The sequence below is a fragment of the Ruegeria sp. CDSA141 genome (assembly GCF_059612005.1).
In genome coordinates this window covers 214,261-240,580 of the sequence record NZ_JBXWPT010000003.1, presented here as the reverse complement: position 1 = coordinate 240,580, position 26,320 = coordinate 214,261, and the positions used below count along the sequence as shown (strand labels likewise).

The following is a 26,320-nucleotide window of genomic DNA, read 5'->3' as shown; positions in this document are numbered from 1 at the left end:
AGACATCCAACCCCGGATACGTCGCGTTCACCAAAATCAGCTTTGCAATTTCAACAAACAATGCGTCGCACCCGCCCCACATTGGGCAACTTCCAAGCAAAAATGTGTCAGAAAAATGTCATCCAAACAAGTCTGGGGTGGCCTTTTTTGCCTCTTTCCACAGGCAATAACCCCCGACCTAGGAACAATGCACGCAAAGGAAACTTCACTGTTTCCAATTACCTGGTGAACCTTCGGCTTTCAGCGACGTTCGCGCCAGCGATTCACGATCGGGTACCGCCGGTCCAGCCAGAATGCCCGTTTGCTCAGGCGCGTACCCGGAGCGGACTGGAACCGCTTGTACTCGCTGATATAGATCAGATGTTCGACCCTTGTCGCATCCGCCTCGTCAAATCCAGCGGCGACACAATCCGCGATGGACCCATCCTGATCGACCAGAATATCAAGTATCCCGTCCAGTACGGGATAGTCCGGCAGGCTGTCGCTGTCCTTCTGATCCTCACGCAGTTCGGCGCTAGGTGGCTTGTCGATGACTGACGGGCGAATGACCTTTCCGTCAGGCCCCATCATCCAGTTTCGATGATTGGCGTTGCGCCAACGGCAGGTTTCGAACACGCGGGTTTTGTACAGATCCTTGATCGGGTTGTAACCGCCATTCATGTCGCCGTAGATCGTGGCATAACCTACCGCGACCTCGGACTTGTTGCCGGTGGTCAACAGCATTTCACCAAACTTGTTCGAGATCGCCATTAGCAATAGCCCGCGCAGGCGGGACTGAATGTTTTCCTCGGTCAATCCCTCATCCAACCCCGCAAACAACGGAGCCAGAGTGTTGGTGACAGCAGCCCGGCTTTCCGAAATCGGCACATAGTCATAGTGCACACCCAGTGCCTTGGCGACGGCCTCGGCATCGTCCAATGACGCTTGGCTGGTATATTCCGACGGCAACATCACGCAGCGAACGTTGTCGGCCCCGATAGCGTCCACCGCGATAGTTGCCACCAACGCGGAATCGATCCCGCCGGACAATCCCAGCAATGCCTTTTTGAAACCGGTCTTGCCCATATAGTCCCGCAGGGATTGAACCATCGCGCGATAGTCCTGCTCCCACACATCCGGCTGAGGCACGATCTCGGCAGGCACAATGCGCCAGCCGTCATCGCCACGCGCAAGATCCACCTGCGCAACCACTTCGTCAAACACCGGCATCCGGAAGGCCAGTTCTCCGCCCGGGTTGAGACCGAAGCTGGCACCGTCAAACACCTGATCGTCCTGCCCGCCAACCATGTTCAGGTAGATCAGCGGCAGGCCCGTTTCGACCACGCGCGCGACCATATGGTTCAGACGTACATCGTATTTGTTCCGGAAATAGGGCGATCCATTGGGGATCAGCAGAAACTCGGCCCCGGCTTCCTCAAGCGTTTCCGCCACATCCGGGTGCCAGCCATCCTCGCAGATGGGGCTGCCGATCCGGAAGTTGCCAACCGAATACGGACCGCCCAGAGGACCCGCATCATACAGGCGCACTTCGTCGAAAACAGTCTCATTCGGCAGGTGGTGCTTTAGAACCTTGCTGGTGATCCGCCCCCCCTTCAGGATCAGATAAGCGTTATACAGCTTTCCGTCATCGACCCACGGACCACCCAAGGCAATCGCGGGCCCTTTGGCGCATTTCTCGGCCAGAGACTCGACCGCATCCATGGCCGCGTGATGAAACACCGGCTTCAGAACAAGATCCTGCGTGTTGTAGCCGGTGATGAACATCTCGGGGAACGCCACCAGATCGGCACCCTCGGCCTTGCCTTGTTCCCACACGGCAACGACCTTGGCCGCGTTACCTTCGATATCCCCTACTGTCGGGTTCAATTGCGCCAGAGTGATGCGGAATCGGTCGGCCATGCTGCCCTCTTGCCTCGTCAGTCCTATTGCCATTTAGCAGATCACCGCGCGAGTAAAAGGCCAATGCGGCAAAACCCGTTGCCCTGCCCTCGACGGTACCCTAGTTTTGCGCACAGGGATGCAACCAACGATGATCCGGCAGGCAGGACCAAAAATGAACGTGATCCGAAACTCAATTGCAGCTGTGGCCATGAGCCTGGCAGCTGTGACCGCTTTCGCGCAGGACAGTACGGTTATCGTCAAGGATGACGAAGTGGGCGGCGTCTACGAGGGCACCTATGAAAACGGCCTGCGCCACGGGACGGGTACTTATCGGCTGCCCAACGGGTTCGAATACACCGGCCAGTGGGTGGAAGGCGAAATTCAGGGTCAGGGCATCACCAAGTACCCTGATGGATCGGTTTACGAAGGCTCGTTCGCAAAAGGTCAGCCGGAAGGGCGCGGCAAGATCGTCTATGCCAATGGCAGCAGCTATGACGGTGAGTGGTCTGACGGGTCCATCAACGGCACAGGCGTCGCTGAATTTGCCAACGGCTCGAGCTATGAGGGTGAGTTCAAGAATGCACAACGGCACGGCAAGGGCAAACTGACCTTTCCCGACGGATACATTTACGATGGCGATTGGGTGGACGGCCAGCGGCAAGGCAAAGCCACGATCACCTATGCCGATGGCAGCGTCTACGAAGGCGATCTCAACGCCGGCTTGCGCGATGGCACGGGCACCCAGACGATGCCTGACGGAATGATATACGAGGGCGAATGGACGCAGGACCAGATCACCGGGACAGGTCGCCTGACCTATGCCAATGGCGATGTGTATGAAGGTGAGCTTGCGGAAGGACGCCGCCTGGGCAAGGGCAAAGTAACTCACGCGTCAGGGGACGTCTATGAGGGCGACTTTGTCGATGATCGCCGCCATGGCAAGGGCACGTTCACCGGAACCGATGGTTTTGTGTACACCGGCGACTGGAACAAGGGTCAGATAGAAGGCCTGGGTGAGCTGACTTATCCCGACGGCTCAGTTTACGTGGGCGATTTCGTGGCCGACCTGGCGGAAGGAAACGGCCGCATTACCTATCCCGACGGCTCCACCTATGAGGGTGAGTGGATCGCAGGCGTAATCGAAGGTCAGGGTACGGCGACCTATGCCACCGGTATGATCTACAAGGGTCAGTTCAAGAACGCTCAAAGCCACGGCAAGGGTGTGATGACCCGCGCAGACGGTTCGATCTATGACGGGGATTGGTTCAACGGGGTCCGTCAGGGAAAAGGCAAGGCGACCTACTCTGATGGCACGGTATACACCGGAGACTTCATGAACGGAAAACGTCACGGCAAAGGAGAAATCGTGACCCCTGCCGGATTCAAGTATAGTGGCGACTGGTCCGAGGGCAAAATCAACGGCGAAGGCATAGCGACCTACTCGAACGGCGATGTCTATGAGGGCAACTTTGTCGACAACAAGAGACAGGGCAGCGGGACCATGCGTTACGCCAACGGGCAAGAGGAAACCGGAATTTGGGAAAACGGTGTGTTGCCAAATCAAACCCCGGATCAACAGGGCGGCGCTGACACTCCGGCACAGCAGACAGACCCTGATACAGAGGCGGTACAACCAGTTCCATCTGGCGAATGATCACTCACCAGGGAACAGGTTTTCCGGCCCAGTCAAAGAACCCACCGGTATCTGCTGGGCTTAACCCGCCGATCACAGACAACAGATTGCGCGCGCCTTCGCCGGGTTCAACGGCGGGATGCCGGTTCAGATATTTCCGAGTGAACTCTGTCTTGACCGTACCCGGATGCAGCGCAACACATATCGCCTGTTTATGTGTCCGGGCCAATTCAATTGCCGAAGTATGGACGATCTGATTAACCGCTGCTTTGGCCGCGCGGTAGCTGATCCAGCCGCCCATCCGATTGTCGCCGATGGACCCGACCCGCGCGGACAAAACAGCAAATACCGAATGCCGCTGTCGCGGCAACAACTGATGGGCCCGGCTTAGCACCAACGCCGGACCAACGGCATTCAGAGCAAACTGGTCCATCATTGCCCTTGCCGAAACAGATCGAATGGTCTTTTCGGGCGCACTGCCTGAAACTTCCAGCGCCCCGGAAGCGACAAGAACAAGATCGAACGGTCCTGAAAGGCGGTCAAGCATCCGGCTCGCTCGGTCTGGTTCCATCAGATCGAACCCCTCGACAGAGCGCGAGAGGCACGTCACCGCAACGCCCTGTGCCTCCAATTGCTCGCGTACGGCCGCACCAATCCCGCCGGACGCACCAATGATCAAAGCTGTATCCATCTGCGATTAGCTAGCCGCATGGCCGGATCAATCAAGGGAAAAGGAATTTGGAAACACCTACACCGCAACTTGTCGAAAATTGGTTCTTTTCATTCTTGTCGTCGTCTGTATAACCTCAATTCCATGATCAACCGCGCAGATATCCTTTGCGTCGACTCCGCCCTTCGCGGTGTGTCTCTGCGTGGCCTACTGATCCTAATCCGCCTCTGAGCGTGCCATCCGGCGCGCCCGCTCAGAGGAGGACGCCAGCGCGCCAACAGGCTTTAGGACAGACAAGAAAGAGATTCCCATGACCAACGTGACCGACCAAGACCGCGTCTTGATCTTCGATACTACTTTGCGCGACGGCGAGCAGAGCCCCGGCGCGACCATGACCCATGACGAAAAGCTTGAGATTGCCGAACTGCTGGATGACATGGGCGTCGACATCATCGAAGCAGGTTTTCCGATTGCATCAGAAGGTGACTTCAAAGCGGTATCCGAGATCTCGCAACGATCGAAAAACAGCCGCATCTGCGGACTGGCCCGCGCCAATTTCACCGATATCGATCGCTGCTGGGAGGCGGTCAAACAGGCGGAACAGAACCGCATTCACACCTTCATCGGCACCTCTCCGCTGCACCGCGCCATTCCGAACCTGACACAGGACGAGATGGCTGACAAAATCCACGAAACGGTCAGCCACGCGCGCAACCTGTGCGAAAACGTGCAGTGGTCGCCGATGGATGCAACCCGAACCGAATGGGATTACCTGTGTCGCGTGATCGAAATCGCGATCAAGGCCGGGGCGACCACCATCAACATCCCTGACACCGTGGGGTATACTGCGCCGCTGGAATCCGCGGATCTGATCAAACGCCTGATCGAGACGGTTCCGGGCGCAGATGAGGTGATCTTTGCCACCCACTGCCACAACGACCTTGGCATGGCGACAGCGAATTCGCTGGCGGCCGTCATCGGCGGTGCGCGCCAGATCGAATGCACCATCAACGGCCTAGGCGAACGTGCCGGCAACACCGCGTTGGAAGAGGTCGTTATGGCAATGCGCACGCGCAATGACATCATGCCCTTCCACACCGGGATCGACACGACCAAGATCATGCATATCTCACGCCGGGTCGCTACGGTGTCGGGCTTCAACGTGCAGTTCAATAAGGCCATTGTCGGCAAGAACGCTTTTGCCCACGAAAGCGGCATCCATCAGGACGGAATGCTCAAAAATCGCGACAATTTCGAGATCATGCGTCCCGAGGATATCGGCCTGTCGGGCACATCCCTGCCACTGGGCAAACACTCCGGGCGCGCGGCACTGCGCGACAAACTTGAGACGCTTGGCTTTGAAGTTGGCGACAATCAACTCAAAGATATCTTTGTGCGTTTCAAGGACCTGGCGGATCGCAAGAAAGAAGTGTTCGACGACGATCTCATTGCGCTGATGACGCTGGATGAGGCGGACGACTATCTGCAACTGGTGTCGATGAAAGTCACCTGCGGCACCGGCGGTCAGGCGGAATCGACAGTCGAGTTGGAAGTCAACGGCAAGGACGTCATCGCAACTGAACATGGTGACGGGCCGGTTGATGCGACCTTCAAGGCGATCCGTGCGATTTATCCCAACACAGCCCGTTTGCAGCTGTATCAGGTTCATGCGGTGACCGAAGGCACCGATGCGCAGGCCACGGTTTCGGTCAGGCTGGAAGAAGATGGCATGATTGCCACGGGTCAGTCGGCGAACACGGATACCGTCGTGGCCTCGGCCAAAGCCTATATCCACGCGCTGAACCGCCTGATCGTGCGCCGGGAAAAGACCGGCCCGGGCGCGGATGCCCGCGAAATCAGCTACAAAGACCTGACCTGATTCAAATAATGGCGCGATAAAGGGCTCCCGCACCTGCGGTTGCCCGGCTGCGCCGGACACCTTTGAAGCTTTGAGCCCGGCAGCGCGCTGCCGGGCTCAACATGTTTGACGGCATCTCTGATGCAGGCAAACAAGGCGGGAGTATCGGTTGGAATCCCGTTGGTTGACCTCAGAGACCTTCAAATAGCTGCGACAGACGGAACGTTTCTTCCTCGATGCCGAATGGTGCATTCAGGATGAACATCCCTGATCCCACCATCCGATGCCCCTCGCGCACCGGTGGAAACGTCACCTCATGACAAATGGTCTTAGGGAAGTTTTGCGATTTGAGCGCCGCGATCATTCGGGTATGACGCTTGTCCGTCAGGACCGGGTACCACAGCGCGATCACCCCGACATTCCATTTCCGGTGCAGTTTGGCAATCACACCGGGCAGTCTATCGTAATCGGTCTTCACCTCATAGCTTGGGTCAATCAGCAACATTCCCCGTCGAGGCGTCGGAGGCAGCAGGGACTGCGCCAGTTCAAACCCGTCCTGCTGATACACCCTCGCCCCAAACGGCGACATCGCCAAAGAAAGCGCGGCATGTTCCTGAGGGTGCAGCTCTGCAAAATGCAGACTGTCCTGATCCCTCAACAGACTTGCTGCAATCATCGGTGACCCCGGATAGGCCGCGTCACCGTGCCGGGCCTGTACGTTTTCCAAAACCCGCGCCATTGGATGTTCGGGTCCGAGCCACCCTTCTCTCTGCGCGCGCACGATCCCAGCCGCCGCCTCGCCTGTCCGCATGGATTCGTCCGCGTCCAACTGGTACAGACCCCGCCCGGAATGCGTTTCGATATAGCTGAGCGGCTTGTCCTTGCGCGTCAAATAATCCAGCACCCACGCCAGTAACGCGTGCTTTTGGACGTCAGCCAGATTCCCGGCATGGTAAATGTGTTGATAAGAGAGCATTTTGCCTTCTAAAGTCCCAATCAATAAGGCGGAAAGGTGCTGATCGTCGCGGAATCAGCCCTTTTACCGGGCGTGATGGCACCCTATAAGTCATCCGTCCCGGAACCGTCGAGTCGCGGGCAGTAGAAAAACCGACATACAGGATCAGGGGAAACATGGGGATCTTTGGCAATCTGGGCGGCCTGTTCACAGCGGACATGGCCATTGACCTTGGAACAGCGAACACGCTGGTTTACGTCAAGGGGCGCGGTGTCATCCTGTCTGAGCCTTCGGTCGTAGCCTATCACGTCAAGGACGGCGTGAAAAAAGTTCTGGCTGTCGGCGAAGATGCCAAGCTGATGCTGGGGCGAACGCCCGGTTCGATCGAAGCCATCCGCCCCATGCGCGAAGGTGTGATTGCTGACTTCGATACCGCCGAGGAAATGATCAAGCACTTCATCCGCAAGGTTCACAAACGCTCGACTTTCTCGAAGCCCAAGATCATTGTCTGCGTCCCCCATGGCGCGACACCCGTTGAAAAACGCGCAATTCGTCAGTCGGTTCTGTCCGCTGGTGCCCGCCGTGCAGGCCTGATCGCCGAACCGATCGCCGCCGCGATTGGCGCGGGCATGCCGATCACCGACCCGACCGGCAACATGGTCGTCGACATCGGCGGTGGTACAACCGAAGTGGCGGTTCTGTCGCTGGGCGACATTGTCTATGCCCGTTCGGTCCGCGTTGGTGGTGACCGCATGGATGAAGCCATTATCTCGTACCTGCGTCGCCAGCAGAACCTGCTGGTCGGTGAATCCACTGCAGAACGCATCAAGACGACAATCGGCACGGCGCGCATGCCCGATGATGGACGCGGCCAGTCGATGCATATCCGAGGTCGTGACCTGCTGAACGGCGTACCGAAGGAAATCGAGATCAGCCAGGCCCAGGTCGCCGAGGCGCTGTCGGAACCCGTCCAGCAGATCTGCGAGGCAGTGATGACTGCGCTCGAGACCACTCCGCCCGATCTGGCCGCCGATATCGTGGACCGGGGCGTCATGCTGACCGGTGGTGGTGCATTGCTGGGCGATCTTGATCTCGCCCTGCGCGAACAGACCGGCCTGGCCGTGTCCATTGCGGACGAAAGCCTGAATTGTGTGGCTTTGGGCACGGGCAAGGCGCTAGAATACGAAAAACAGCTACGCCACGCGATTGACTACGAAAGCTAAGGCACGCACCTTTTAGGGACAGGCTTAATTCGGCACGAGCAGCACGGGAAGGTAACCTGTGGCAAAAGACCGATCACAGCGCGATGACTACACGACCCCGCTGCGCAGATTGTTGCTGGGGATCGTCATTCTGTGCTTGCTGGGCATCTTTCTGGTTTGGCGGATCGACAGCCCGCGCGTCGAGCGGTTCCGCGCCCAGGTGGTGGACACGATCGTGCCCTCGATGGATTGGGCCATGGTGCCCGTGACTGCCGCTGTAAACCTTATCCGCGATTTCCAAAGCTATCAGCGCCTGAGCGAGCAAAACCGCGAGTTGCGTAGCGAACTGCGCCTGATGCGTGCCTGGAAAGAGGCCGCACTGCAGTTGGAGCAGGAAAATGCACGGCTGCTGGATCTGAACAATGTCCGCCTCGACCCGCGCCTGACATACATCACGGGCGTCGTGATGGCCGACAGCGGCTCCCCCTTCCGACAGTCCGTCCTGTTGAATGTGGGGGAGCGCGACGGGATCGTCGATGGATGGGCCACGATGGATGGCATCGGACTGGTAGGCCGGATTTCCGGCGTCGGGCCGGATACGGCACGGGTGATCCTGGTAACGGACGCCACCAGTGCCATCCCGGCAACGATCCAGCCTTCTGGTCAGACCGCGCTGATCAAAGGAGATAACACCCCGGCTCCAGTGGTCGAGTTCCTGGAAAACCGAGAGCTGGTCCGTCCCGGTGATCGGGTGATCACATCCGGCGACGGTGGCGTGTTTCCGGCAGGTCTGCTAATCGGCCAGATCGCCGCGGATCCGGGCGGCCGCCTGCGCGTTCGCCTTTCGGCGGATTTTGAACGGCTCGAATTTCTTCGTGTTCTGCGCTTCCATTCGCCCCCCCCAATTCAGGATCCGGGTGGGATCGTCGGGCCAACGCGACCCGAAACTGCGCTTGTACCGGATGAGGTAAGTGATGGATAGGCCGGCCTCATACAGCTGGGCCATGCGCGGCCTTTACGCTGCGCTGTCCTTTGTCGTGCTGTTCCTGCATCTGCTGCCGCTTGATGCGCAACCGGATCGCTGGCCCTTTCCCGATGTGCTGATTGCGCTGACCTTTGCCTGGGTGTTGCGGCGCCCCGATTATGTGCCCACCCTTCTGGTTGCGTTTGTCATGCTGATGGCGGACCTTTTGCTGCAACGCCCGCCCGGCCTTCTGGCCGCCTTGGTGGTGTTTGGCGCAGCCTATCTGCGCGCCGCCGCTCCGGGTATGAAGGACACGGGATTTGTCGGAGAATGGATGTCGGTCGGTGTGGTGATTGCCATGGTGTTTTTGATGAACCGAGTCGTTTTGTCGATCTTGTCGGTGCAGCAGGCCGCTTTGTGGCCAGTGGTGATTCAACTTGTGCTGACAATCGCCTTCTACCCGGTCATCGTGCTGCTGACTCAAAGCGTATTTGGTGTCCACCGCTTGTCTGCGGCGGATGCCGGAGCCGTGGGAGGCAGGGCATGAAGCAACGCAAACCCAAGTCGCAGGGCCTTGCCTATAAACGCCTGCCACGCAGAGCGCTGGTGCTGGGCGGTTTGCAGGCGGCTTTTATCGGCGGGCTGGCTGCACGAATGCGTTTCATGCAGGTGGATCAGGCCGACGAATATCGCCTGCTGGCTGAAGAAAACCGCATCAACATTCGCCTGATCCCACCGACCCGTGGACGAATCTATGACCGCAACGGGCAGATCATCGGTCAGAACTCACCATCCTATCGCATCGTCATCGTGCGTGAGGATGCGGGAGACGTCGACAAAGTGATTGCCAAATTGTCAGAACTCATCCCGCTGAACGATGATGAGATCGAGCGCGCCCGGACCGAAATGCGTCGATCAGCCCCGTTCCTGCCAGTGACACTGGCGGATCAAGTCACTTGGGAAGACATCTCGAAAGTCGCGGTCAATGCCCCGGCCCTGCCGGGTGTGACGCCCGAGGTCGGCCTGACGCGACAATACCCACGCTATGAGGATTTTGCCCATATCGTCGGCTATGTCGGCCCGGTCAGCGACTATGATCTCAGCAAGCTTGAAGACCCCGAGCCGGTTTTGCGAATTCCCCGGTTCCAGATCGGCAAGGTCGGGCTGGAGGCAAAACAAGAAATTGCGCTGCGGGGTAAAGCCGGTGCAAAGCGCGTCGAAGTCAATGCCACAGGGCGCGTCATGCGCGAGCTGGACCGGCAGGAAGGTCAGCCGGGTGCCGACTTGCAATTGGCGATCGATGCCGACCTGCAACAATATGCGCAAGCGCGGCTGGCAGGTGAAAGCGCTGCAGCAATTGTTCTGGATTGCGAAACCGGGGATCTGCGCGCTGTCAGCTCTACACCCAGTTTCGATCCAAATCTGTTTGTGCGCGGAATCTCGGTCGCTGATTATCGGGCGTTGACGCAGGACAAGTATCGCCCCCTGGCCAACAAGTCCGTGCAAGGCACTTATCCCCCGGGGTCGACGTTCAAGATGGTCACTGCATTGGCCGCGCTGGAGGCTGGCGTGATAGGCCCCGGCAACACAGTGTATTGCCCCGGGCACCTGAAGGTCGGCAGCCGCCGGTTCCACTGCTGGAAGCGCGGCGGGCATGGCACGGTCGATCTGAACCTGTCGCTGAAACGCAGCTGCGACGTTTACTATTATGACGTGGCTTTGCGGGTGGGCATCGACAGGATATCCGAGATGGCTCGCACGCTGGGTCTGGGGGCCAAACACGATATTCCGATGTCGGCGGTCGCCGCGGGGCTCGCCCCCAATCAGGAATGGAAGCAGCGGACACACGGTCAGGATTGGCTGGTGGGCGACACGGCCAACGCGTCCATCGGGCAAGGTTTCATGCTGGCCTCGCCGCTGCAACTGGCCGTAATGACCGCCCGCATCGCCACCGGCCGATCCGTGACACCGCGCCTTGTGCGCTCGATCGACGGTGTCGAACAGCCCTCAGGTGCAGGGGAGCCGCTGGGCATCAACGCTTACAATCTGGAACAGGTTCGTAATGCCATGTTCTCGGTCTCGAATGATCGGCGAGGGACGGCCTATCGCAGCCGCATCATCGCGGATGAGTTCCGCATGGCCGGCAAAACCGGCACCAGTCAGGTTAGAAACATCACCAAGGCCGAACGCGCTGCGGGTGTGATCAGCAACAAGGATCTGCCATGGGAACGTCGCGACCACGCCTTGTTCGTCTGTTTCGCCCCCTATGACAATCCGAAATACGCGGTTGCCGTGGTCGTTGAACATGGCGGCGGGGGGTCCAAGGCGGCGGCACCGGTGGCCCGCGATATCATGCTTCAGGCGCTCTATAACGGCACTCCGCCGCTTGAGGCTTATCCTGTTGCCGACCGCGAGCGTATCAAGGAACAGCAAAAACGGCTCGAGGGCGATCGTCGCCCCAAAGCGCGTCCCGACGGAAAGGACCGCGCATGAGCTACCTTGAATATGCCGTGAAATCCACGCCGTCGGGGTTTCGGAAGTTCCTGTACATGAACTGGCCGCTGACCCTGCTGCTGATCAGCACCGCCAGCGCTGGATTCCTGATGCTGTATTCGGTCGCAGGCGGTTCGTGGACACCCTGGGCCGAGCCGCAGATGGAGCGTTTTGGGCTTGGCCTGACCGCGATGTTCATCATTGCTCTGGTTCCGATCTGGTTCTGGCGCAACATGTCCGTTCTGGCCTATCTCGGTTCGGTCGCCTTGTTGGTGTTCGTGGAATTGTTCGGCACCATCGGCATGGGTGCACAGCGCTGGATCGACCTTGGGTTCATGCGTCTTCAGCCCTCAGAGGTCATGAAGGTGGCACTGGTCATGGTTCTGGCGGCGTATTACGACTGGCTTCCATCGCACAAGACGTCCCGCCCTCTTTGGGTCTTTATCCCCGTGGCCCTGATTGTCCTGCCCACTCTGCTTGTTCTGAAGCAACCGGATCTCGGCACGTCGATCCTGCTGTTGGCCGCCGGTGGAGGGCTGATGTTTCTTGCGGGTGTCCACTGGGCGTATTTTGCAGCCGTCATTGCAGCCGTCGTGGGCCTGATCGCCGCCGTGTTCAACAGTCGCGGGACCGAATGGCAGTTGCTCAAGGACTATCAGTTCCGCCGGATCGACACGTTTCTCGACCCCTCTACCGATCCTCTGGGTGCCGGGTATCACATCACGCAATCCAAGATTGCCCTTGGCTCGGGGGGCTGGAACGGGCGCGGTTTCATGCAGGGTACACAATCCCGGCTGAACTTCTTGCCCGAGAAACACACCGATTTCATCTTCACCACGCTCGCCGAGGAGTTCGGCTTTGTCGGGGGCATCACGCTCTTGGTCCTCTACGCCCTGATCCTTGTGTTCTGCATAGCGACCGCGCTGGCCTCCAAGGATCGGTTCTCCTCCCTGGTCACATTGGGCATCGCGCTGAACTTTTTCTTATTCTTTGCCGTCAATATGTCGATGGTGATGGGCATGGCACCGGTCGTGGGCGTCCCTCTGCCAATGGTCAGCTATGGCGGTTCGGCCATGCTGGTGCTGATGGCCGCGTTCGGCATCGTCCAAAGCGCTCATATCCATCGTCCCCGCTGATCTGAAAGGCCCCAGATGCCCGTAAACGTTCTGTTTTCCGCGCGCCCTGCCCTCTGGCCCGTGTATGAACCGCTGCTCACTCAATACCTTGCAGAAGCTGGCGTCCAGGCGGAGATCAGTACGGATTTTGAACCGGATCAGGTTGATTACGTAGTCTACGCTCCGAATGGCGGATTATTGGATTTTTCGCCTTTTACGCGCCTGAAGGCGGTTCTGAGCCTCTGGGCCGGGGTTGAAAAGATCGCTGACAATGACACGCTGAGCGTCCCCTTGGCACGGATGGTGGATCACGGGCTGACGCAGGGTATGACCGAATGGGTGGTGGGCCATGTGCTGCGCTATCATCTGGGAATGGATCGCCACATCACCATCCAGGATGGCGTCTGGGCCCCGGATGCCCCACCTTTGGCGCAAGAGCGCAACGTGTGCATTCTGGGCCTCGGCGCATTGGGCGAAGCCGCGGCCCGCGCCCTGGCCTTACTGAATTTCACGGTCACTGGCTGGAGCCGCACCGCCAAGGACATCCCCGGCGTGACCTGCCTGCACGGTCCTGACGGGCTGCGTGATGCACTTTCTCAGGCCGAGATACTGGTTTTGCTGCTGCCTGATACCGCCACCACTGAAAACGCGTTGAATGCAAAAACGCTGGCCTTGCTGCCCAAAGGCGCGCGGATCATCAACCCGGGCCGCGGGCCCCTGATCGATGACGAAGCGCTGCTGGATGCCTTGAACTCGGGTCAGATCGGTCATGCGACGCTGGATGTGTTCCGGGTCGAGCCCTTGCCCCCCGATCACCCTTATTGGGCACATCCGAACGTGACTGTGACCCCTCATATCGCGTCCGAGACCCGCCCGGCCACAGCCGCGCAGGTCATTTGCGAAAACATCCGACGTGGCGAAGCCGGAGAGCCCTATGTGCACCTGGTGGATCGCGCGTTGGGCTACTGATTTCAGGTCGCGATCAGACCGCGGCCTTTCAACAGGGCGTCAACCCCCGGCAATCTTCCCCGGAATGCCAGATACAGGTCTTCTGCCTCGCGCGAACCGCCAGTGGAAAGGATGTTGTCCTCCAACGCTTTGGCGCGTTCCGGGTCAAAGGCACCACCTGCCTCTTCAAAGGCGGCAAAGGCGTCGGCATCCATCACCTCGGACCACATATAGCTGTAATAGCCCGAGCTGTAGCCGTCGCCCGCGAACACATGAGCGAAATGCGGAGTGGCGTGGCGCATACCAATGGCCTTCGGCATCCCCAACCTGGCCAGAACTTCCGACTGTTTTGCCATCGGATCTGCCGGTGCCTCGTCATCGTGGAAGGCCAGATCAACAAGGGCCGAGGCGACATATTCCACCGTCTGGAAACCCTGATCGAAATTGGCCGCGTTCAGAACCTTCAGTAGCATTTCCTGCGGCATCGGCTCGCCCGTTTCCGCATGGGTCGCAAATTCGGCAAGGACCTCTGGCACTTCCAGCCAGTGTTCGTAAAGCTGGCTGGGCAATTCGACGAAATCGCGCGCAACCGAAGTGCCCGAGATGCTTTCATATGACACGTTGGACAGCATCTGGTGTAGGGCATGGCCGAATTCATGAAACAGGGTCCGCGCGTCATCATAGGACAGCAAGGCGGGATCCCCCTTGGCGAAGTTGCAGACATTGATGACAACCGGTGTCTGCTTCTTTGGGAATTTGGCCTGCGCCCTCATCGCGCTGCACCAGGCACCTGACCGCTTGGACCCTCGTGCAAAGTAGTCTCCGATAAATACGGCAATATGCTGCCCGTCGCGGGTAACTTCCCAAGCCCGGCAATCCGGGTGATAGAGGGGTACGTCCAACGGATTGAATTCCAGCCCGAAAAGCCGGTTGGCGCAGGCAAACGAAGCCTCGATCATGCGATCCAGCTGCAGATAGGGTTTCAACGCGGCCTCATCCAGATCGTGTTCCGCCTTGCGCCGCTTTTCAGCATAATACCGCCAATCCCAAGCTTCCAGCGGGCCATTGATGCCGTCTTCCTGCATCATCTGCGTCAGAACATCCGCGTCGGCGTCTGCGCGGGACTTGGCCGGTTCCCATACCTGCATCAACAGCTCACGCACCCGATCCGGCGTGCGCGCCATCTCGGTTTCCAGCTTGTATTCGGCGAACGTGTCATAGCCCAGAAGCTTGGCGCGCTCTTCGCGCAAAGCCAGGATCTCGGCCGCGATGTCACGGTTATCGGTCTCTCCCCCATTGGCACCGCGTGCGGCCCAGGCGCGATAGGCTTTTTCGCGCAGGTCCCGGCGGGGCGAGAATTGCAGGAATGGCACAATCAGCGACCGTGACAAGGTGACCACTGGCCCCTGTGCCTTCTTCTCCTGCCCCGCGGCACGCGCCGCGTCCACGACGAAATCCGGCAAGCCGTCCAGATCCTCTTCGGTCAGGTCCATGTACCAGTCCCGCTCATCCGCCAGCAGGTTCTGGGTAAACGACGTGCCCAGCGACGCGAGGCGCGACTTGATCTCTTGCATACGGGCGTCTTCGTCCCCTTCCAAGGCCGCGCCGGCACGCACAAAGCCTCGGTGGGTCAACATCAGCACGCGCGCCTGTTCCTCGGTCAGGTCAAGATCATCGCGCAGTGCCCATAGGTCGGCAACACGCTTGAACAGCGACTTGTTTGAAGAAATGCTCGAAAAATGCGCTGAAAGCTTGGGGGAAAACTCTCGTTGCAGTTCTTCCCGCTTTGGGTTGCTGTCTGCGCCCGCAATCGTGAAGAAGACCGACAGGACCTTGTCCAGTTGCCCGCCCGCGGCCTCGAGCGCCTCGATCGTGTTGGCGAATGTGGGGGTATCCGGATTTGCTGCTATCGCGTCAATCTCGGCGTTATGCTCTTTCATCGCCTGCTCCAGTGCGGGCGAGAAATCATCATCCGAGATATCGGAAAAAGGGGCGATTTCAAACGGTGTGGTCCAATTGGACAGGATCGGGTTGGTCATGCAGATCTCCTTTGATCCCATAGCTATGTCGCCATGGCCGGGTGTTCCAGAACACCCAACCCATGTGAAGAAAGGTTAATCGTTTGTCATGCCACAAACAGGGCAATCGTCCCGGCGGGTCAGAGCAATCTTGCGGCTTTCACCGTACAGCGCGTCATAGATCAGCATCTCGCCGCGCAGCACCATGCCGGCGCTCGTTATCACCTTGATCGCCTCGACCACCATCATCGACCCAACCACGCCCGGCAGCGGGCCGATCACTCCGGCCTCGGAACAGGACGGGGCCAGGCCGGGGGCCGGTGCCTCTGGGAAGATACACTGATAGCAGGGGCTGCCGTTGGCCGGGTCAAACACACTCAGTTGACCTTCCCACTGTGACAAAGCCCCCGATATCAGCGGTTTGCCCAGCGCGACGGCGGTTCGGTTGGCCAGATAACGGGTCTCAAAATTGTCGGTTCCGTCAAGGATCAGATCGAAATCTGCAAACAGATCGGTCGCGATTTCCTCGCTCAAACGGCGATGATAGGGCAGAACCACCACGTTCGGGTTCTGCGCCTCCATCGCCTGCTGGGCCGAAAAGACCTTGGGCATTTCAATGTCCGCATCGCGGTGAATGACCTGTCGTTGCAGGTTGGCATTCTCGACGACGTCATCGTCGATGATCCCGATCGTGCCGACACCTGCTGCCGCCAGATATTGCAGCGCAGGTGCGCCCAGACCACCAGCGCCGATCACCAGAACGCGGGCCTTTTTCAGCTTTTTCTGACCGGGCCCACCCAGTTCGCGCAACACGATATGGCGGGCATAGCGGTCCAGCTCAGTCTCGGTAAATCGGTCGGAGGGCATGTCAGGCTCCGGGTCTGCAACTGAAGCTGCGCGGTTGCGCAGGGTTTTCAGCACTCTGCCATACAGCAAAGCCAGCGCCGCGAAACCCACAAGGATCAGCCACAGCGCCGCAGACCCGCCGGTTGCTTCGCGAAGAGGGTGCCCATCCGGCAAGATCAGATGAGACAGTATGACCCCTGCCAACAACACGCTCACGGAAACCACCCGCGCTTTTTTCGACGTGCCCGCGAAATAACCGACACCCCAAAGCCCCGCAGCCAGGATGAAAACCAACAGCATCAGCCGCGCCCAGTCGAGCCGAAACCGCCAGCCCCACGATCGGTTTCGCCCAGCGTCTGAGCCAGTTCAAACGTGGCCTGCACCACCGGCGCGACCACAAGCTGCGCGATACGATCTCCGTGGGCGATCTCGAACCGTTCCTGGCCCGCATTCATCACGATCACGCCCAACGGCCCACGATAGTCGCTGTCGATGGTGCCCGGCGTGTTGGGCAGTGTAATCCCATGTTTCAACGCAAGGCCCGAGCGGGGCCGAACCTGAACCTCATACCCGCGCGGGATTTCAATGCGCAGGCCGGTTGGCACCAGCGCCCGCTGGCCGGGCTCCAACGCTATCGGCGCGCCGCCGAGCAGATTGGCACGCACATCCGCCCCGGCCGCCCCCGAGGTTTCATAAGAGGGAAGTGCCACGGCGGGGTCTGCCCCGTCTTCGCGGATCACTCGGATTGCAACCATGCTCTTGCCTTTCCTTCAGCCTGCCAATGCGTCCGAAATCTTCGCCGCCAATCGCCGGGCAACTTCGTCCTTGCCCATGCGGGGCCATTCCTCGGCCCCGTTGTCCGAAATCAGGATGACCGCATTCTCTGACCCGCCCATAATGCCTGTTGCAGGGCTGACATCGTTGGCGACGATCCAGTCGCAGCCTTTGCGCAGGCGCTTGGCCGTGGCGTGTTCGACCACATTGTCGGTCTCGGCCGCAAATCCGACAACCAACGGCGGACGGTTCGCGCCCATCCGAGAAACACGTTTCAGAATGTCCGGGTTTTCGGCGAATTCCAGTACCGGCAGGCCGTCGCGGCTTTTCTTCAGCTTCTTGTCCGACGCGCTGGCGACACGCCAATCCGCGACCGCCGCCGCGAATACTCCGGCGTCGACGGGCAGAGCCGCATCAACCGCATCAGACATCTGTTGCGCGGTTTCGACGGGCACGACCCGCACACCCGTCGGGGGTGGCACATCTGCGGGGCCGGTCACAAAGATCACCTCGGCCCCCAATTCCGCCAGCGCCCGAGCCACGGCGGCACCCTGAGCCCCGGACGACCGGTTCGCTATATACCGGACAGGATCTATTGGTTCATGCGTCGGGCCGGACGTCACCAGCACCCGCCTGCCCGCCAAAGGCCCCGCAGACAACTGAGCCTCAACTGCTGCAACAATTTCCATCGGCTCGGACATGCGCCCCGGGCCGTATTCGCCACAGGCCATGTCGCCTTCGTTCGGGCCAACAAAGCGCACACCATCTGCCTGCAACTGCTTCAGGTTTCGTTGCGTCGCCGGGTGGGTCCACATCCGCACATTCATCGCGGGCGCACACAAAACGGGTGTGTCCGTGGCCATCAGAAGGGTCGATGCCAGATCGTTGGCCAGCCCTCCGGCCATCTTGCCCATCAGGTCCGCCGTTGCGGGGGCCACAACAATCAGATCAGCAGAGCGTGAAAGTTGAATATGCCCCATCTCGGCCTCATCGGTGAGGTCAAACAGATCGCGATAGACCTTTTCACCTGCCAGTGCAGACACGGACAGAGGCGTCACGAACTCTTCCGCTGCGCGCGTCAATACAGGGGTTACATCCGCACCGCGCTCGCGCAACCTGCGGATCAGATCCAGCGACTTATAGGCCGCGATCCCGCCACCGATAATCAGCAGAATGCGTTTGGATGACAGCATGCTCAGCCCTTCCTGTCCCGGTCGGCCCCGACATTAGGCAAGGCCTGCAGGTAGTTCCAGCGATTAATTCTGAACTTGAAATGCCGCACAGGGATCTTCGCGCTCCACCGTGGGGCTGTCGATTACGATATCGAAATCACCGTCAATCGCTCCGTCCTCGGATTGTCCGACGGCCACCAGTTTCCACCCTGGCTGAAGACGCGCGAGATACGTTGGTATGCCTCGGTCTTTTCGCGCGTGACCGTTTCCAGTGATCACGGCAACCGGACCCCCGGTTTCTTCCATTGCACGCACAACCGCACGGGCCAGCACAGCATCGCGCAGGCGCTGGATCGCAACCATCTGGGGCAACATTTCAGCCGGAAGCGCGTCGCAATGCGCAGCCAATTGGTCGGCCTCGCGCGCGGCCTGTTCCTCGGGCGTCAACGGTACAGTCAGACCATAGCGCGCCGCGTCTGCACCCAGAGCCGTAGCCGCACCACGTTCCATTGCGGCACGTGCGGCGGTGCGCGGAACCATGGCCCCGTAAACCGGCGCGCCGGAAGCTTCAAACACCGGGTAATACATACTGAGCGGCGGCCATCCACTTTCAGCCCATTTCAGAATACGGCTAAGCTCCTCTGGGTTGGACACTGCTTTTTGAGTAAGCCTCTGTGCGCCCTCTTCGGTTACCATTTCCCAGACGACGGCCGAGGGTGAAACAGCCTCGAGCGCTTCCGCCTGCACCAGATGATGCGTCGGGTTGTCGTGAACTTCTCCCAAAATCAGGACATCGGCGTCCCGCATCGCGGACATAGCATCAGCGGGAATTAGTCTATTTGCCAGCCCCGGTCGCGTTGCCGCAACCGTAAGACCAAGAACACACACAAGAATCGCAAACTGTTTCATGCGATGAAGTGTTGCACCTCGCGCGACTGGGCTTCAAGGTTCTTGCGCATCTTCACGAAGGCTGCGGCCTCGAGCTGTCGCACGCGTTCTTTGGACAGACCCAGCTCTGTTCCAAGGCTTTCCAGGGTTCGAGCGGGGTCTCGCAGCTTGCGTTCGCGCACAATGAAACGCTCGCGATCATTCAGCGCACTCATCGCCGTCAACAGCCACTTGCGCAATTGTTCGGTATCGTGGCTGTGCTCAACTGCTTCTGCGGCCTGTTCGCGATCGTCTTCCAGGGCGTCGATCCACTCACGTCCATCCTCATCCGCAGATTGCACGGCATTCAGAGAAAAGTCGGAACCGGACAGGCGTCCTTCCATCATCTCAACGTCGCGCAGCGGCACGCCGATTTCCGTTGCGATCATCTGGTGCAACTGATGACGGTCCAGGTCCTGACCTTCGGAGGCGGCTTCACGTTCCAGCCGGGCCTGAACACGGCGCATGTTGAAGAACAGGGACTTCTGAGCCGAGGTGGACCCGGTCCGAACCATGGACCAGTTCCGCATCACGTAATCCTGAATGCTTGCCTTGATCCACCACACGGCATAGGTCGAAAAACGCACGCCGCGATCCGGATCGAACTTGTCTGCGGCCTTCATTAGGCCAAGGCCTGCTTCCTGAATGAGATCATTCATCGGCGCGCCATAGCGCTTGAACTTGGCCGCCATCGAAATCGCCAGACGCATATAGGCGGTGATCAGGCGGTGCAACGCCTGCTCATCACGCTCATCACGCCAAGCATACGCCAGTTTCAGTTCAGTTTCCGCATCCAGCAGCTCGGCCTTCATTGCTTGCCGGGACATCGAAAAGTCCGTCGCGTTATCCAGTGCCATAAACCTCTCCCCTGTTTGCAGGTACTGGTCAGACTTGCTTTGCCGACCTATGACCTTTACGCAAAACAGCACCAATCGGATCAACTATAGGTAAGTATTGTGTCGCCGGATTTAACCTTGGTTCTGGGCGGGGCCGCGTCGGGCAAGTCGGTTTTCGCCGAAGAACTGGTTGTTTCTCAGGGGAAAAGCCGCGTTTACCTTGCGACATCACAAGTGTTTGATGACGAGATGCGCCAGAAAATCGACCGCCATCTTGAGCAACGCGGCGACGGTTGGACCACGTTTGAAGAACCCTTTGATTTGGGACCGGTTCTGGCAAAGTTGGCACCCGATCAGATTTGCCTGATTGACTGCGCCACCATGTGGCTGAGCAACCACCTGTTGGCCGAATCCGATCTGGAAGCCGCACAAACCGCCCTGCTAAAAGCATTGCGCTCATGCCCGGCCCAGATTGTGATAGTCTCGAACGAAGTCGGTCACGGTATTGTTCCGGACAACGCCCTGGCCCGCCAGTTTCGCGAAGCGCAGGGACGGCTGAACATCGCGCTTGCAGCGCAGGCCGATCTGGTGGTGCAGATCACCGCCGGGTTGCCTTTGGTTCTGAAAGGGCAATTGCCGTGACGCGTTTACATCTTGTCCGACACGGGCCGACCCATGCAAAAACAATGGTCGGCTGGTCCGACCTGCCCGCAGACCTGAGTGATACTGCGGCCCTGAAACGTCTGCACTACCATTTGCCGCCCGAGGCGCTTGTGATCTCGTCAGACCTGTCAAGGGCAGTTGACACGGCAACGGCCATTCAAGGCCGACGTTATCGACTGCCTCATCACCCTGACCTGAGGGAAATCCACTTTGGCCGCTGGGAACTGCGCGGTTTTGCCGAAATCGAAGCTGAAGACCCGGAACTGGCCTTCGCGTATTGGGACAACCCCGGCGATGTCCGCCCGCCGCAGGGTGAGAGCTGGAACGATGTCCGCAATCGGGTCGACGCAGCCATCGACGTGCTTGTTTCGGCACATACAGACTGCGATCTGGTCATCGTTGCGCATTTCGGCGTGATCCTCACCCAGGTGCAGCGCGCCCTTGATCTGGATGGGCAACAGACCTTTTCACATACAATCGACAACCTGTCGGTGACGGACATCACGATCGACGCAGGCAAGTGGTTGGTTGGGACAATCAATCACCTTCCGTGAACAGCCCCCGCACAAATCACCGTTTTACCGGGCTGCGAACCTGCGGCATCGTTCGCGTATGACTTATGATTTGTATATCGGTGACCGCCTTTTCTCCAGCTGGTCGATGCGCGGCTGGTTGATGCTTGAGAAATTCAACCTGCCCCATAGAAGCCACATGATTGGCCTGTATTCTGGCACCATGACACAGGACATGGCTTCCCTGGCTCCAGCGCGACTTGTGCCCGCCCTGCGCCTGCCGGATGGAACGGTGGTCGGCGAAAGCCTGGCCATGGCCGAAACCCTCGCCGAGCACCGCCCTAATGCCGGGTTGTGGCCATCAGATTCCGCAGCCCGGGCGACTGCCCGATGGCTATGCGCCGAGATGGTGGCGGGGTTTGGCGCCTTGCGAGGTGAATGCCCCATGCAATTGTTGCACGTCTGGCAGGATTTCAAACCATCGGATGAGACACTGGTAGATCTGGCACGCGTCGAAACACTCTGGGACCATGCGCGCACAGTGTCCGGTGCGGAACAAGGCCCGTTGTTTGTCACGTATTCGCTGGCGGACGTGTTTTACACACCCGTCGCAGCGCGGATCATCGGGTATGGGCTGCCAGTTTCAAAGGCGAACCGGGCCTATTGCCTGGACCTGTTGGCAGACCCCGCCGTCAGACAATGGCGCGCAATGGGCCTGACCGTCAGATACGACCCTTTTCCCTATCGTCAGGACTTGTCGTCCAAGCCCTGGCCGATCGGAGGGGTTTCAACCGCCAAGCCGGTATCCGGCCCGTCAATCAACGAAGTTTGCCCTTATTCCGGCGAACCGGTCGTGGAGTTTCTGGAGTTGGATGGCAAATGCTGGGGCTTCTGCAATCCATTCTGCCGCGACAAAACCGTTGCAGATCCCGACGCGTGGCCCAAATTCGCTGCCTTGCGCGCAACCGTTAACGACTCTTAAACCACAACCATGGCAGCAACGTCCTGTTAACCAAGAACAGGACTGCCATGGTTGCCCGTGCCCACACTGTCGCGTTTCAAGGAGTCGATGCCCGCCCGGTCGAAGTGCAATGTGCCGTCTCACCCGGCTTGCCGGCCTTTTCCATCGTGGGCCTTCCAGACAAGGCTGTGTCCGAAGCCCGGGACCGTGTCCGCAGCGCGCTGAGTGCGATGGCCATCGCCCTGCCCTCGAAACGAATTACGATTAACCTATCTCCTGCCGATCTGCCCAAGGAAGGTAGTCATTTTGACCTGCCCATCGCGGTCGCGCTGTTGTCCGCGCTCGAGATCATCCCGGCCGATGCCGCCGAAGGAACAGTTGCACTGGGAGAGTTGTCGCTTGATGGCTCCCTGGTGCCTGTTGTCGGTGCCCTGCCCGCGGCCATGACGGCAGCTTCCGAGGATCGTATGTTGCTGTGTCCCAAAGCCTCCAGCGCCGAAGCGGCATGGGTCGACGCCACTCAGGTTATCGGCGCGGATTCCCTTGGTGATGTTGTCCGCCATTTCTCGGGACAGTCCCCTTTGCCGGCGGCACAACCCGGCGAGGTGAATCTGACGCCCAGCGCGCGGGATCTGCGCGATGTAAAAGGACAGGAACGCGCCAAACGCGCCTTGGAAATCGCGGCAGCCGGGCGTCACCACCTGATCATGATCGGCACGCCGGGGTCGGGCAAATCCATGCTGGCTGCTCGGCTTCCGGGCATCTTGCCTCCGCTAACGGCGGTCGAAGCGTTGGAAACTTCGATGATCCAGTCCCTGTGCGGGTTGCTGGACGAAGGCGGCATCAACCGCACACGTCCTTTTCGGGAACCGCATCATACAGCTTCGATGGCAGCCATTGTCGGCGGTGGCAAAGGTGCCAAACCCGGTGAAATCTCACTGGCGCATAACGGCGTGCTGTTCATGGATGAGTTCCCCGAGTTTCCGCGTACAGTTCTGGAAACCCTGCGCCAACCAATTGAATCCGGAGAAGTCATGGTGGCACGGGCCAATGCCCATGTGAAATACCCCTGCCGCTTCATGCTTGTGGCCGCTGCGAACCCATGCAAATGCGGCTATCTTACGGATCCTTCACGAGCCTGCTCTCGCGCACCCGGCTGCGGCGAGGATTATCTGAACCGTATCTCGGGGGCCCTGATGGACAGGTTCGACCTGCGGATCGAAGTTCCGCCTGTGGGTTTCACCGATCTTGATCTGCCCCCATCCGGCGACAGCTCGGCGACAGTTGCCGTACGTGTTGAAAACGCCCGCGCCATTCAGGCAGACCGGTTTCGGGAAACACCGAACCTGCGCCAGAATTCCGACGCCGAAGGCAGGGTTCTGGAAGAGATCGCAACACCTGATACCGAAGGAAAAGCGTTGTTGCTGAAAGCAGCCGATCGGTTCGGGCTATCGGCCCGCGCCTTTCACCGCGTCCTGAGAGTGGCGCGGACGATCGCCGATCTGGACGGTTCAGCCGACATCCGCAGGCCACATGTGGCAGAGGCGCTAAGCTTTCGCATCAGCGCCCGGGTCATGGCCTAAACCTTGGCTTCTATCGCCTGCCAGATTTTCTTGGCAATATTGACGCCGTCGAACCGTTCCAGCTCCTGAATACCGGTGGGCGAGGTCACGTTGATCTCGGTCAGGTAGTCGCCAATAATGTCGATCCCGACAAATATCTGACCTTTTTCTTTCAACAGCGGTCCGATGGCGGCGCAGATTTCCAGATCACGCTCGGACAATCCGATCTTTTCCGGGCGACCGCCCACATGCATGTTTGAGCGCGTTTCGCCTGCGGCGGGAACCCGGTTGATAGCACCAACCGGTTCGCCGTCCACCAGGATCACGCGCTTGTCGCCATTGCTGACATCTGGCAGGAATTTCTGCACGATCAGAGGCTCGCGCGAGAACCCCGTGAACAACTCGTGCAGAGAGGTCAGGTTGCGGTCATTGGCATCCAGTCGGAACACGCCAGCACCGCCATTGCCATAGAGCGGCTTGAGGATGATATCGCCGTGCTTTTCCTTGAACGCCTTGATCGTCTGCAGATCGCGCGCAATCGTCGTGGGGGGGGTCAGGTCGGGAAAATCCAGAACCAGCAGTTTTTCAGGATAGTTCCGCACCCAGAACGGGTCGTTGACCACCAGCGTTCGCCCTTTGAGGCGGTCCAGTAGGTGAGTCGACGTGATGTAGTGCATGTCAAAGGGTGGATCCTGACGCAGCCAGACCACATCGAAGTCGGCCAGGTCAGCTTCACGTTCGGAGCCCAGAACAGCCGGATCGCCTGCGACCCGCTGCACAGTCATGTCATGGCCGCGCGCCGTAATGCGTCCTTCCTGATAAGCCAGTTGATCCGGCCCATAGAAAAACAACGAATGACCACGCACCTGCGCCTCTTCCGCCAGACGGAATGAGCTGTCGGCGTTGATGTCCACGTCCCCGATCGGGTCCATTTGAAAGGCTATTTTCATGGCGTGTCCCTCAGTTTAATGCCAGATACATGGCCCAGCAGGCCTGAGGGTTCAATGGGGCTTAGGCATGACCGAAGGCGTTTTCGATGATTTGAACTGCGCCAGTGCCATCTACAAGTGCCGCGTCGAAACGGACATTGGTCAGCTGCCCACCCGGCTCATTTTCCAGATATTGCGCGGCCGAGGCACAGATTCGGTCAATTTGTCTTTGGCTGATCCGGGCCGCAGCCTTTTCGAAAGTGGAACTTTTCTTGACTTCGACAAACACAACCCCGTCGCCATCCCGGGCAATCAGATCGATTTCACCACCGGCACCCCGCCACCGGCGATGCACAATTGCAAAACCCCGACGCTCGTAATCCGAGGCGACCCGAAGCTCGGCCGACTGACCCGCATGATAGGAAACCGAGCCCTGAATTGCACGTTGCCCCATGTCACCCTTTTCCCATTTTCAGCGCTTTCTGGTAGATCGGACGCCGCGGCAGATCATACATTTCTGACACAAGATCCGCTGCATCCCGAACCGAGTGGGTTTCCAAGGCTCGCTTCAAGGCCTCTTCTACGTCGGATTCGTTAACGCTTTGCGAATGGCTGCGATCCACCAGCAGAACTATTTCACCCTTAACTGGTTTTTCCTGAATTTCAGTTGCCAGATCAGCCAGGCTTCCACGACGGATTTCTTCAAACTTTTTTGTCAGTTCACGACACAACGCCGCCTGACGGTCTGCCCCCAAACACTCGGCAAGATCCACAAGGCTGGCTGATACGCGTTTCGGAGATTCATAAAAAACCAAGGTGCCTGGAACAGTCTTCAATGCCTCAATCCGGGCCCGACGTGCACCGGATGCATTTGGTAGAAATCCCGCAAAAAAGAATGCATCTGTTGGCAGGCCCGCCAATGTCAACGCCGTTACCGCGGCCGATGCACCGGGCGCACAGGTCACCATATGCCCGGCTTCTGCCGCTTGCTTGCCCAGGTCATATCCCGGATCAGCGATCAGCGGCATACCCGCCTCGGATGCGTAGGCGACCGATTGCCCCTGCGCCAGGGCATCCATAAGCCTGCCACGCGCACCTGCACCGCTGTAATCATGGTAGGCTTGTATACGCCGACCCTCCAGGGGGATGCCGTGAATCTCCATCAACCGGCGCAAACTCCGGGTGTCCTCTGCCGCTATCACATCGGCCGAGGCCAGAACATCCAGCGCCCTGAGCGTAATATCGCGCGCGGCTCCGATCGGAGTGGCAACAAAATATAGGCCCGCAGCCAATCTGATCTTTTGGAAATTCAAAGCTGGACCCTCACAGCGTGACGTTTATTATCGCGGCTCGACAGAACAGAAGCATTCACAGCCGCCGGATCAGGGAGTTTTCATTTAG

24 protein-coding genes are annotated in these 26,320 nt (G+C 59.1%); 12 read left to right on the top strand and 12 right to left on the bottom strand.

Annotated elements, in window-relative coordinates; translation table 11 throughout:
* Nucleotides 1-240 precede the first annotated feature (240 nt).
* On the bottom strand, nt 241-1,899 hold the full coding sequence (locus tag AC2FLP_RS07670; protein ID WP_496682636.1) for an NAD+ synthase: 1,659 nt from the start codon (nt 1,897-1,899) through the stop codon (nt 241-243).
* 154 nt (nt 1,900-2,053) lie between these two features.
* On the opposite strand from AC2FLP_RS07670, the gene AC2FLP_RS07665 reads away from it, so the two are divergent.
* Nucleotides 2,054-3,535: an MORN repeat-containing protein gene (locus AC2FLP_RS07665; RefSeq protein WP_496682634.1), complete on the top strand. Its 1,482-nt coding sequence runs from the start codon at nt 2,054-2,056 to the stop codon at nt 3,533-3,535.
* A 4-nt stretch (nt 3,536-3,539) separates the two neighbouring features.
* Here AC2FLP_RS07665 and AC2FLP_RS07660 read toward each other — a convergent pair whose 3' ends face one another.
* Nucleotides 3,540-4,205 carry an SDR family NAD(P)-dependent oxidoreductase gene (locus tag AC2FLP_RS07660; protein WP_496672233.1) on the bottom strand — a complete coding sequence of 222 codons (666 nt, stop codon included), beginning with the start codon at nt 4,203-4,205 and terminating at the stop codon, nt 3,540-3,542.
* Nucleotides 4,206-4,494: 289 nt separating this feature from the next.
* Between AC2FLP_RS07660 and AC2FLP_RS07655 the strand changes: the two genes are divergently transcribed.
* The gene (locus tag AC2FLP_RS07655; protein ID WP_299899058.1) at nt 4,495-6,063 is read left to right on the top strand and encodes a 2-isopropylmalate synthase; all 1,569 of its coding nucleotides are present in this window, start codon (nt 4,495-4,497) and stop codon (nt 6,061-6,063) included.
* Nucleotides 6,064-6,232: 169 nt separating this feature from the next.
* On the opposite strand, the gene AC2FLP_RS07650 is transcribed toward AC2FLP_RS07655, so the two are convergent.
* On the bottom strand, nt 6,233-7,018 hold the full coding sequence (locus AC2FLP_RS07650; protein ID WP_496682629.1) for a 23S rRNA (adenine(2030)-N(6))-methyltransferase RlmJ: 786 nt from the start codon (nt 7,016-7,018) through the stop codon (nt 6,233-6,235).
* A gap of 155 nt (nt 7,019-7,173) precedes the next feature.
* On the opposite strand from AC2FLP_RS07650, the gene AC2FLP_RS07645 reads away from it, so the two are divergent.
* Genes AC2FLP_RS07645 through AC2FLP_RS07620 form a run of 6 tightly spaced genes read left to right on the top strand, consistent with a single transcriptional unit; the run spans nt 7,174 to nt 13,740 of the window.
* The gene (locus tag AC2FLP_RS07645; RefSeq protein ID WP_039523195.1) at nt 7,174-8,220 is read left to right on the top strand and encodes a rod shape-determining protein; all 1,047 of its coding nucleotides are present in this window, start codon (nt 7,174-7,176) and stop codon (nt 8,218-8,220) included.
* 58 nt (nt 8,221-8,278) lie between these two features.
* Entirely contained in the window at nt 8,279-9,181 is a 903-nt protein-coding gene (gene mreC, locus AC2FLP_RS07640; RefSeq protein WP_299643591.1) for a rod shape-determining protein MreC, read from the top strand.
* A complete protein-coding gene (locus tag AC2FLP_RS07635; RefSeq protein WP_117870226.1) occupies nt 9,174-9,710 on the top strand; it encodes a rod shape-determining protein MreD in 537 nt (178 codons plus the stop codon). The genes mreC and AC2FLP_RS07635 overlap by 8 nt, the downstream gene beginning before the upstream one ends.
* The gene (mrdA, locus tag AC2FLP_RS07630) at nt 9,707-11,656 is read left to right on the top strand and encodes a penicillin-binding protein 2 (protein ID WP_117870228.1); all 1,950 of its coding nucleotides are present in this window, start codon (nt 9,707-9,709) and stop codon (nt 11,654-11,656) included. The genes AC2FLP_RS07635 and mrdA overlap by 4 nt, the downstream gene beginning before the upstream one ends.
* Nucleotides 11,653-12,792, top strand: a complete 1,140-nt coding sequence (rodA, locus tag AC2FLP_RS07625; protein ID WP_117870230.1) for a rod shape-determining protein RodA — start codon at nt 11,653-11,655, stop codon at nt 12,790-12,792. Before mrdA ends, rodA begins: the two co-directional genes overlap by 4 nt.
* A gap of 15 nt (nt 12,793-12,807) precedes the next feature.
* Nucleotides 12,808-13,740: a 2-hydroxyacid dehydrogenase gene (locus tag AC2FLP_RS07620; RefSeq protein WP_117870232.1), complete on the top strand. Its 933-nt coding sequence runs from the start codon at nt 12,808-12,810 to the stop codon at nt 13,738-13,740.
* A gap of 2 nt (nt 13,741-13,742) precedes the next feature.
* On the opposite strand, the gene AC2FLP_RS07615 is transcribed toward AC2FLP_RS07620, so the two are convergent.
* The 6 genes from AC2FLP_RS07615 to AC2FLP_RS07590 form a co-directional block, all read right to left on the bottom strand.
* Nucleotides 13,743-15,758 (bottom strand): M3 family metallopeptidase, encoded by a 2,016-nt coding sequence (locus tag AC2FLP_RS07615; RefSeq protein ID WP_496682625.1) that lies wholly within the window; start codon nt 15,756-15,758, stop codon nt 13,743-13,745.
* 75 nt (nt 15,759-15,833) lie between these two features.
* On the bottom strand, nt 15,834-16,883 hold the full coding sequence (locus AC2FLP_RS07610; RefSeq protein WP_496682622.1) for a HesA/MoeB/ThiF family protein: 1,050 nt from the start codon (nt 16,881-16,883) through the stop codon (nt 15,834-15,836).
* Nucleotides 16,883-17,338, bottom strand: coding sequence for a dUTP diphosphatase (dut, locus tag AC2FLP_RS07605; protein WP_299899068.1), 456 nt, complete (start codon nt 17,336-17,338; stop codon nt 16,883-16,885). The genes AC2FLP_RS07610 and dut overlap by 1 nt, the downstream gene beginning before the upstream one ends.
* Before the next feature lie 15 nt (nt 17,339-17,353).
* Nucleotides 17,354-18,550, bottom strand: a complete 1,197-nt coding sequence (gene coaBC, locus AC2FLP_RS07600; RefSeq protein ID WP_299899070.1) for a bifunctional phosphopantothenoylcysteine decarboxylase/phosphopantothenate--cysteine ligase CoaBC — start codon at nt 18,548-18,550, stop codon at nt 17,354-17,356.
* 63 nt (nt 18,551-18,613) lie between these two features.
* The gene (locus tag AC2FLP_RS07595) at nt 18,614-19,438 is read right to left on the bottom strand and encodes a ChaN family lipoprotein (protein WP_299899072.1); all 825 of its coding nucleotides are present in this window, start codon (nt 19,436-19,438) and stop codon (nt 18,614-18,616) included.
* Nucleotides 19,435-20,313 carry an RNA polymerase factor sigma-32 gene (locus AC2FLP_RS07590; RefSeq protein WP_299639444.1) on the bottom strand — a complete coding sequence of 293 codons (879 nt, stop codon included), beginning with the start codon at nt 20,311-20,313 and terminating at the stop codon, nt 19,435-19,437. Before AC2FLP_RS07590 ends, AC2FLP_RS07595 begins: the two co-directional genes overlap by 4 nt.
* A 99-nt stretch (nt 20,314-20,412) precedes the next feature.
* Between AC2FLP_RS07590 and cobU the strand changes: the two genes are divergently transcribed.
* The 4 genes from cobU to AC2FLP_RS07570 are packed head-to-tail and all read left to right on the top strand — an operon-like array spanning nt 20,413 to nt 24,011.
* Complete coding sequence (gene cobU, locus AC2FLP_RS07585) at nt 20,413-20,934, top strand: bifunctional adenosylcobinamide kinase/adenosylcobinamide-phosphate guanylyltransferase (RefSeq protein WP_299899074.1); 522 nt, start codon at nt 20,413-20,415, stop codon at nt 20,932-20,934.
* Nucleotides 20,931-21,509 carry a histidine phosphatase family protein gene (locus AC2FLP_RS07580; protein WP_299899076.1) on the top strand — a complete coding sequence of 193 codons (579 nt, stop codon included), beginning with the start codon at nt 20,931-20,933 and terminating at the stop codon, nt 21,507-21,509. The genes cobU and AC2FLP_RS07580 overlap by 4 nt, the downstream gene beginning before the upstream one ends.
* 58 nt (nt 21,510-21,567) lie before the next feature.
* Nucleotides 21,568-22,449, top strand: a complete 882-nt coding sequence (locus tag AC2FLP_RS07575) for a glutathione S-transferase (protein WP_496682616.1) — start codon at nt 21,568-21,570, stop codon at nt 22,447-22,449.
* Nucleotides 22,450-22,496: 47 nt separating this feature from the next.
* Nucleotides 22,497-24,011, top strand: coding sequence for a YifB family Mg chelatase-like AAA ATPase (locus tag AC2FLP_RS07570; protein ID WP_496682614.1), 1,515 nt, complete (start codon nt 22,497-22,499; stop codon nt 24,009-24,011).
* On the opposite strand, the gene gshB is transcribed toward AC2FLP_RS07570, so the two are convergent.
* The 3 genes from gshB to rsmI form a co-directional block, all read right to left on the bottom strand.
* A complete protein-coding gene (gene gshB, locus AC2FLP_RS07565; RefSeq protein WP_299899082.1) occupies nt 24,008-24,940 on the bottom strand; it encodes a glutathione synthase in 933 nt (310 codons plus the stop codon). The genes AC2FLP_RS07570 and gshB overlap by 4 nt on opposite strands.
* 61 nt (nt 24,941-25,001) lie before the next feature.
* Nucleotides 25,002-25,373, bottom strand: coding sequence for a YraN family protein (locus AC2FLP_RS07560; protein ID WP_299639458.1), 372 nt, complete (start codon nt 25,371-25,373; stop codon nt 25,002-25,004).
* Between the two features lies 1 nt (nt 25,374).
* The gene (gene rsmI / locus AC2FLP_RS07555; protein ID WP_117870262.1) at nt 25,375-26,232 is read right to left on the bottom strand and encodes a 16S rRNA (cytidine(1402)-2'-O)-methyltransferase; all 858 of its coding nucleotides are present in this window, start codon (nt 26,230-26,232) and stop codon (nt 25,375-25,377) included.
* Nucleotides 26,233-26,320: the final 88 nt, after the last annotated feature.

Bases quoted from the DNA above. Each gene is read 5' to 3' on its own strand.
- AC2FLP_RS07570 (WP_496682614.1), top strand. From the start codon at position 22,497: ATGGTTGCCCGTGCCCACACTGTCGCGTTTCAAGGAGTCGATGCCCGC.
- rodA (WP_117870230.1), top strand. From the start codon at position 11,653: ATGAGCTACCTTGAATATGCCGTGAAATCCACGCCGTCGGGGTTTCGG.
- AC2FLP_RS07655 (WP_299899058.1), top strand. From the start codon at position 4,495: ATGACCAACGTGACCGACCAAGACCGCGTCTTGATCTTCGATACTACT.
- coaBC (WP_299899070.1), bottom strand. From the start codon at position 18,550: ATGCTGTCATCCAAACGCATTCTGCTGATTATCGGTGGCGGGATCGCG.
- AC2FLP_RS07660 (WP_496672233.1), bottom strand. From the start codon at position 4,205: ATGGATACAGCTTTGATCATTGGTGCGTCCGGCGGGATTGGTGCGGCC.
- dut (WP_299899068.1), bottom strand. From the start codon at position 17,338: ATGGTTGCAATCCGAGTGATCCGCGAAGACGGGGCAGACCCCGCCGTG.
- AC2FLP_RS07650 (WP_496682629.1), bottom strand. From the start codon at position 7,018: ATGCTCTCTTATCAACACATTTACCATGCCGGGAATCTGGCTGACGTC.
- AC2FLP_RS07635 (WP_117870226.1), top strand. From the start codon at position 9,174: ATGGATAGGCCGGCCTCATACAGCTGGGCCATGCGCGGCCTTTACGCT.
- AC2FLP_RS07670 (WP_496682636.1), bottom strand. From the start codon at position 1,899: ATGGCCGACCGATTCCGCATCACTCTGGCGCAATTGAACCCGACAGTA.
- AC2FLP_RS07590 (WP_299639444.1), bottom strand. From the start codon at position 20,313: ATGGCACTGGATAACGCGACGGACTTTTCGATGTCCCGGCAAGCAATG.
- AC2FLP_RS07575 (WP_496682616.1), top strand. From the start codon at position 21,568: ATGACTTATGATTTGTATATCGGTGACCGCCTTTTCTCCAGCTGGTCG.
- AC2FLP_RS07620 (WP_117870232.1), top strand. From the start codon at position 12,808: ATGCCCGTAAACGTTCTGTTTTCCGCGCGCCCTGCCCTCTGGCCCGTG.
- AC2FLP_RS07665 (WP_496682634.1), top strand. From the start codon at position 2,054: ATGAACGTGATCCGAAACTCAATTGCAGCTGTGGCCATGAGCCTGGCA.
- AC2FLP_RS07615 (WP_496682625.1), bottom strand. From the start codon at position 15,758: ATGACCAACCCGATCCTGTCCAATTGGACCACACCGTTTGAAATCGCC.
- AC2FLP_RS07645 (WP_039523195.1), top strand. From the start codon at position 7,174: ATGGGGATCTTTGGCAATCTGGGCGGCCTGTTCACAGCGGACATGGCC.
- AC2FLP_RS07560 (WP_299639458.1), bottom strand. From the start codon at position 25,373: ATGGGGCAACGTGCAATTCAGGGCTCGGTTTCCTATCATGCGGGTCAG.
- AC2FLP_RS07595 (WP_299899072.1), bottom strand. From the start codon at position 19,438: ATGAAACAGTTTGCGATTCTTGTGTGTGTTCTTGGTCTTACGGTTGCG.
- mrdA (WP_117870228.1), top strand. From the start codon at position 9,707: ATGAAGCAACGCAAACCCAAGTCGCAGGGCCTTGCCTATAAACGCCTG.
- gshB (WP_299899082.1), bottom strand. From the start codon at position 24,940: ATGAAAATAGCCTTTCAAATGGACCCGATCGGGGACGTGGACATCAAC.
- AC2FLP_RS07610 (WP_496682622.1), bottom strand. From the start codon at position 16,883: ATGCTGTTGGTTTTCATCCTGGCTGCGGGGCTTTGGGGTGTCGGTTAT.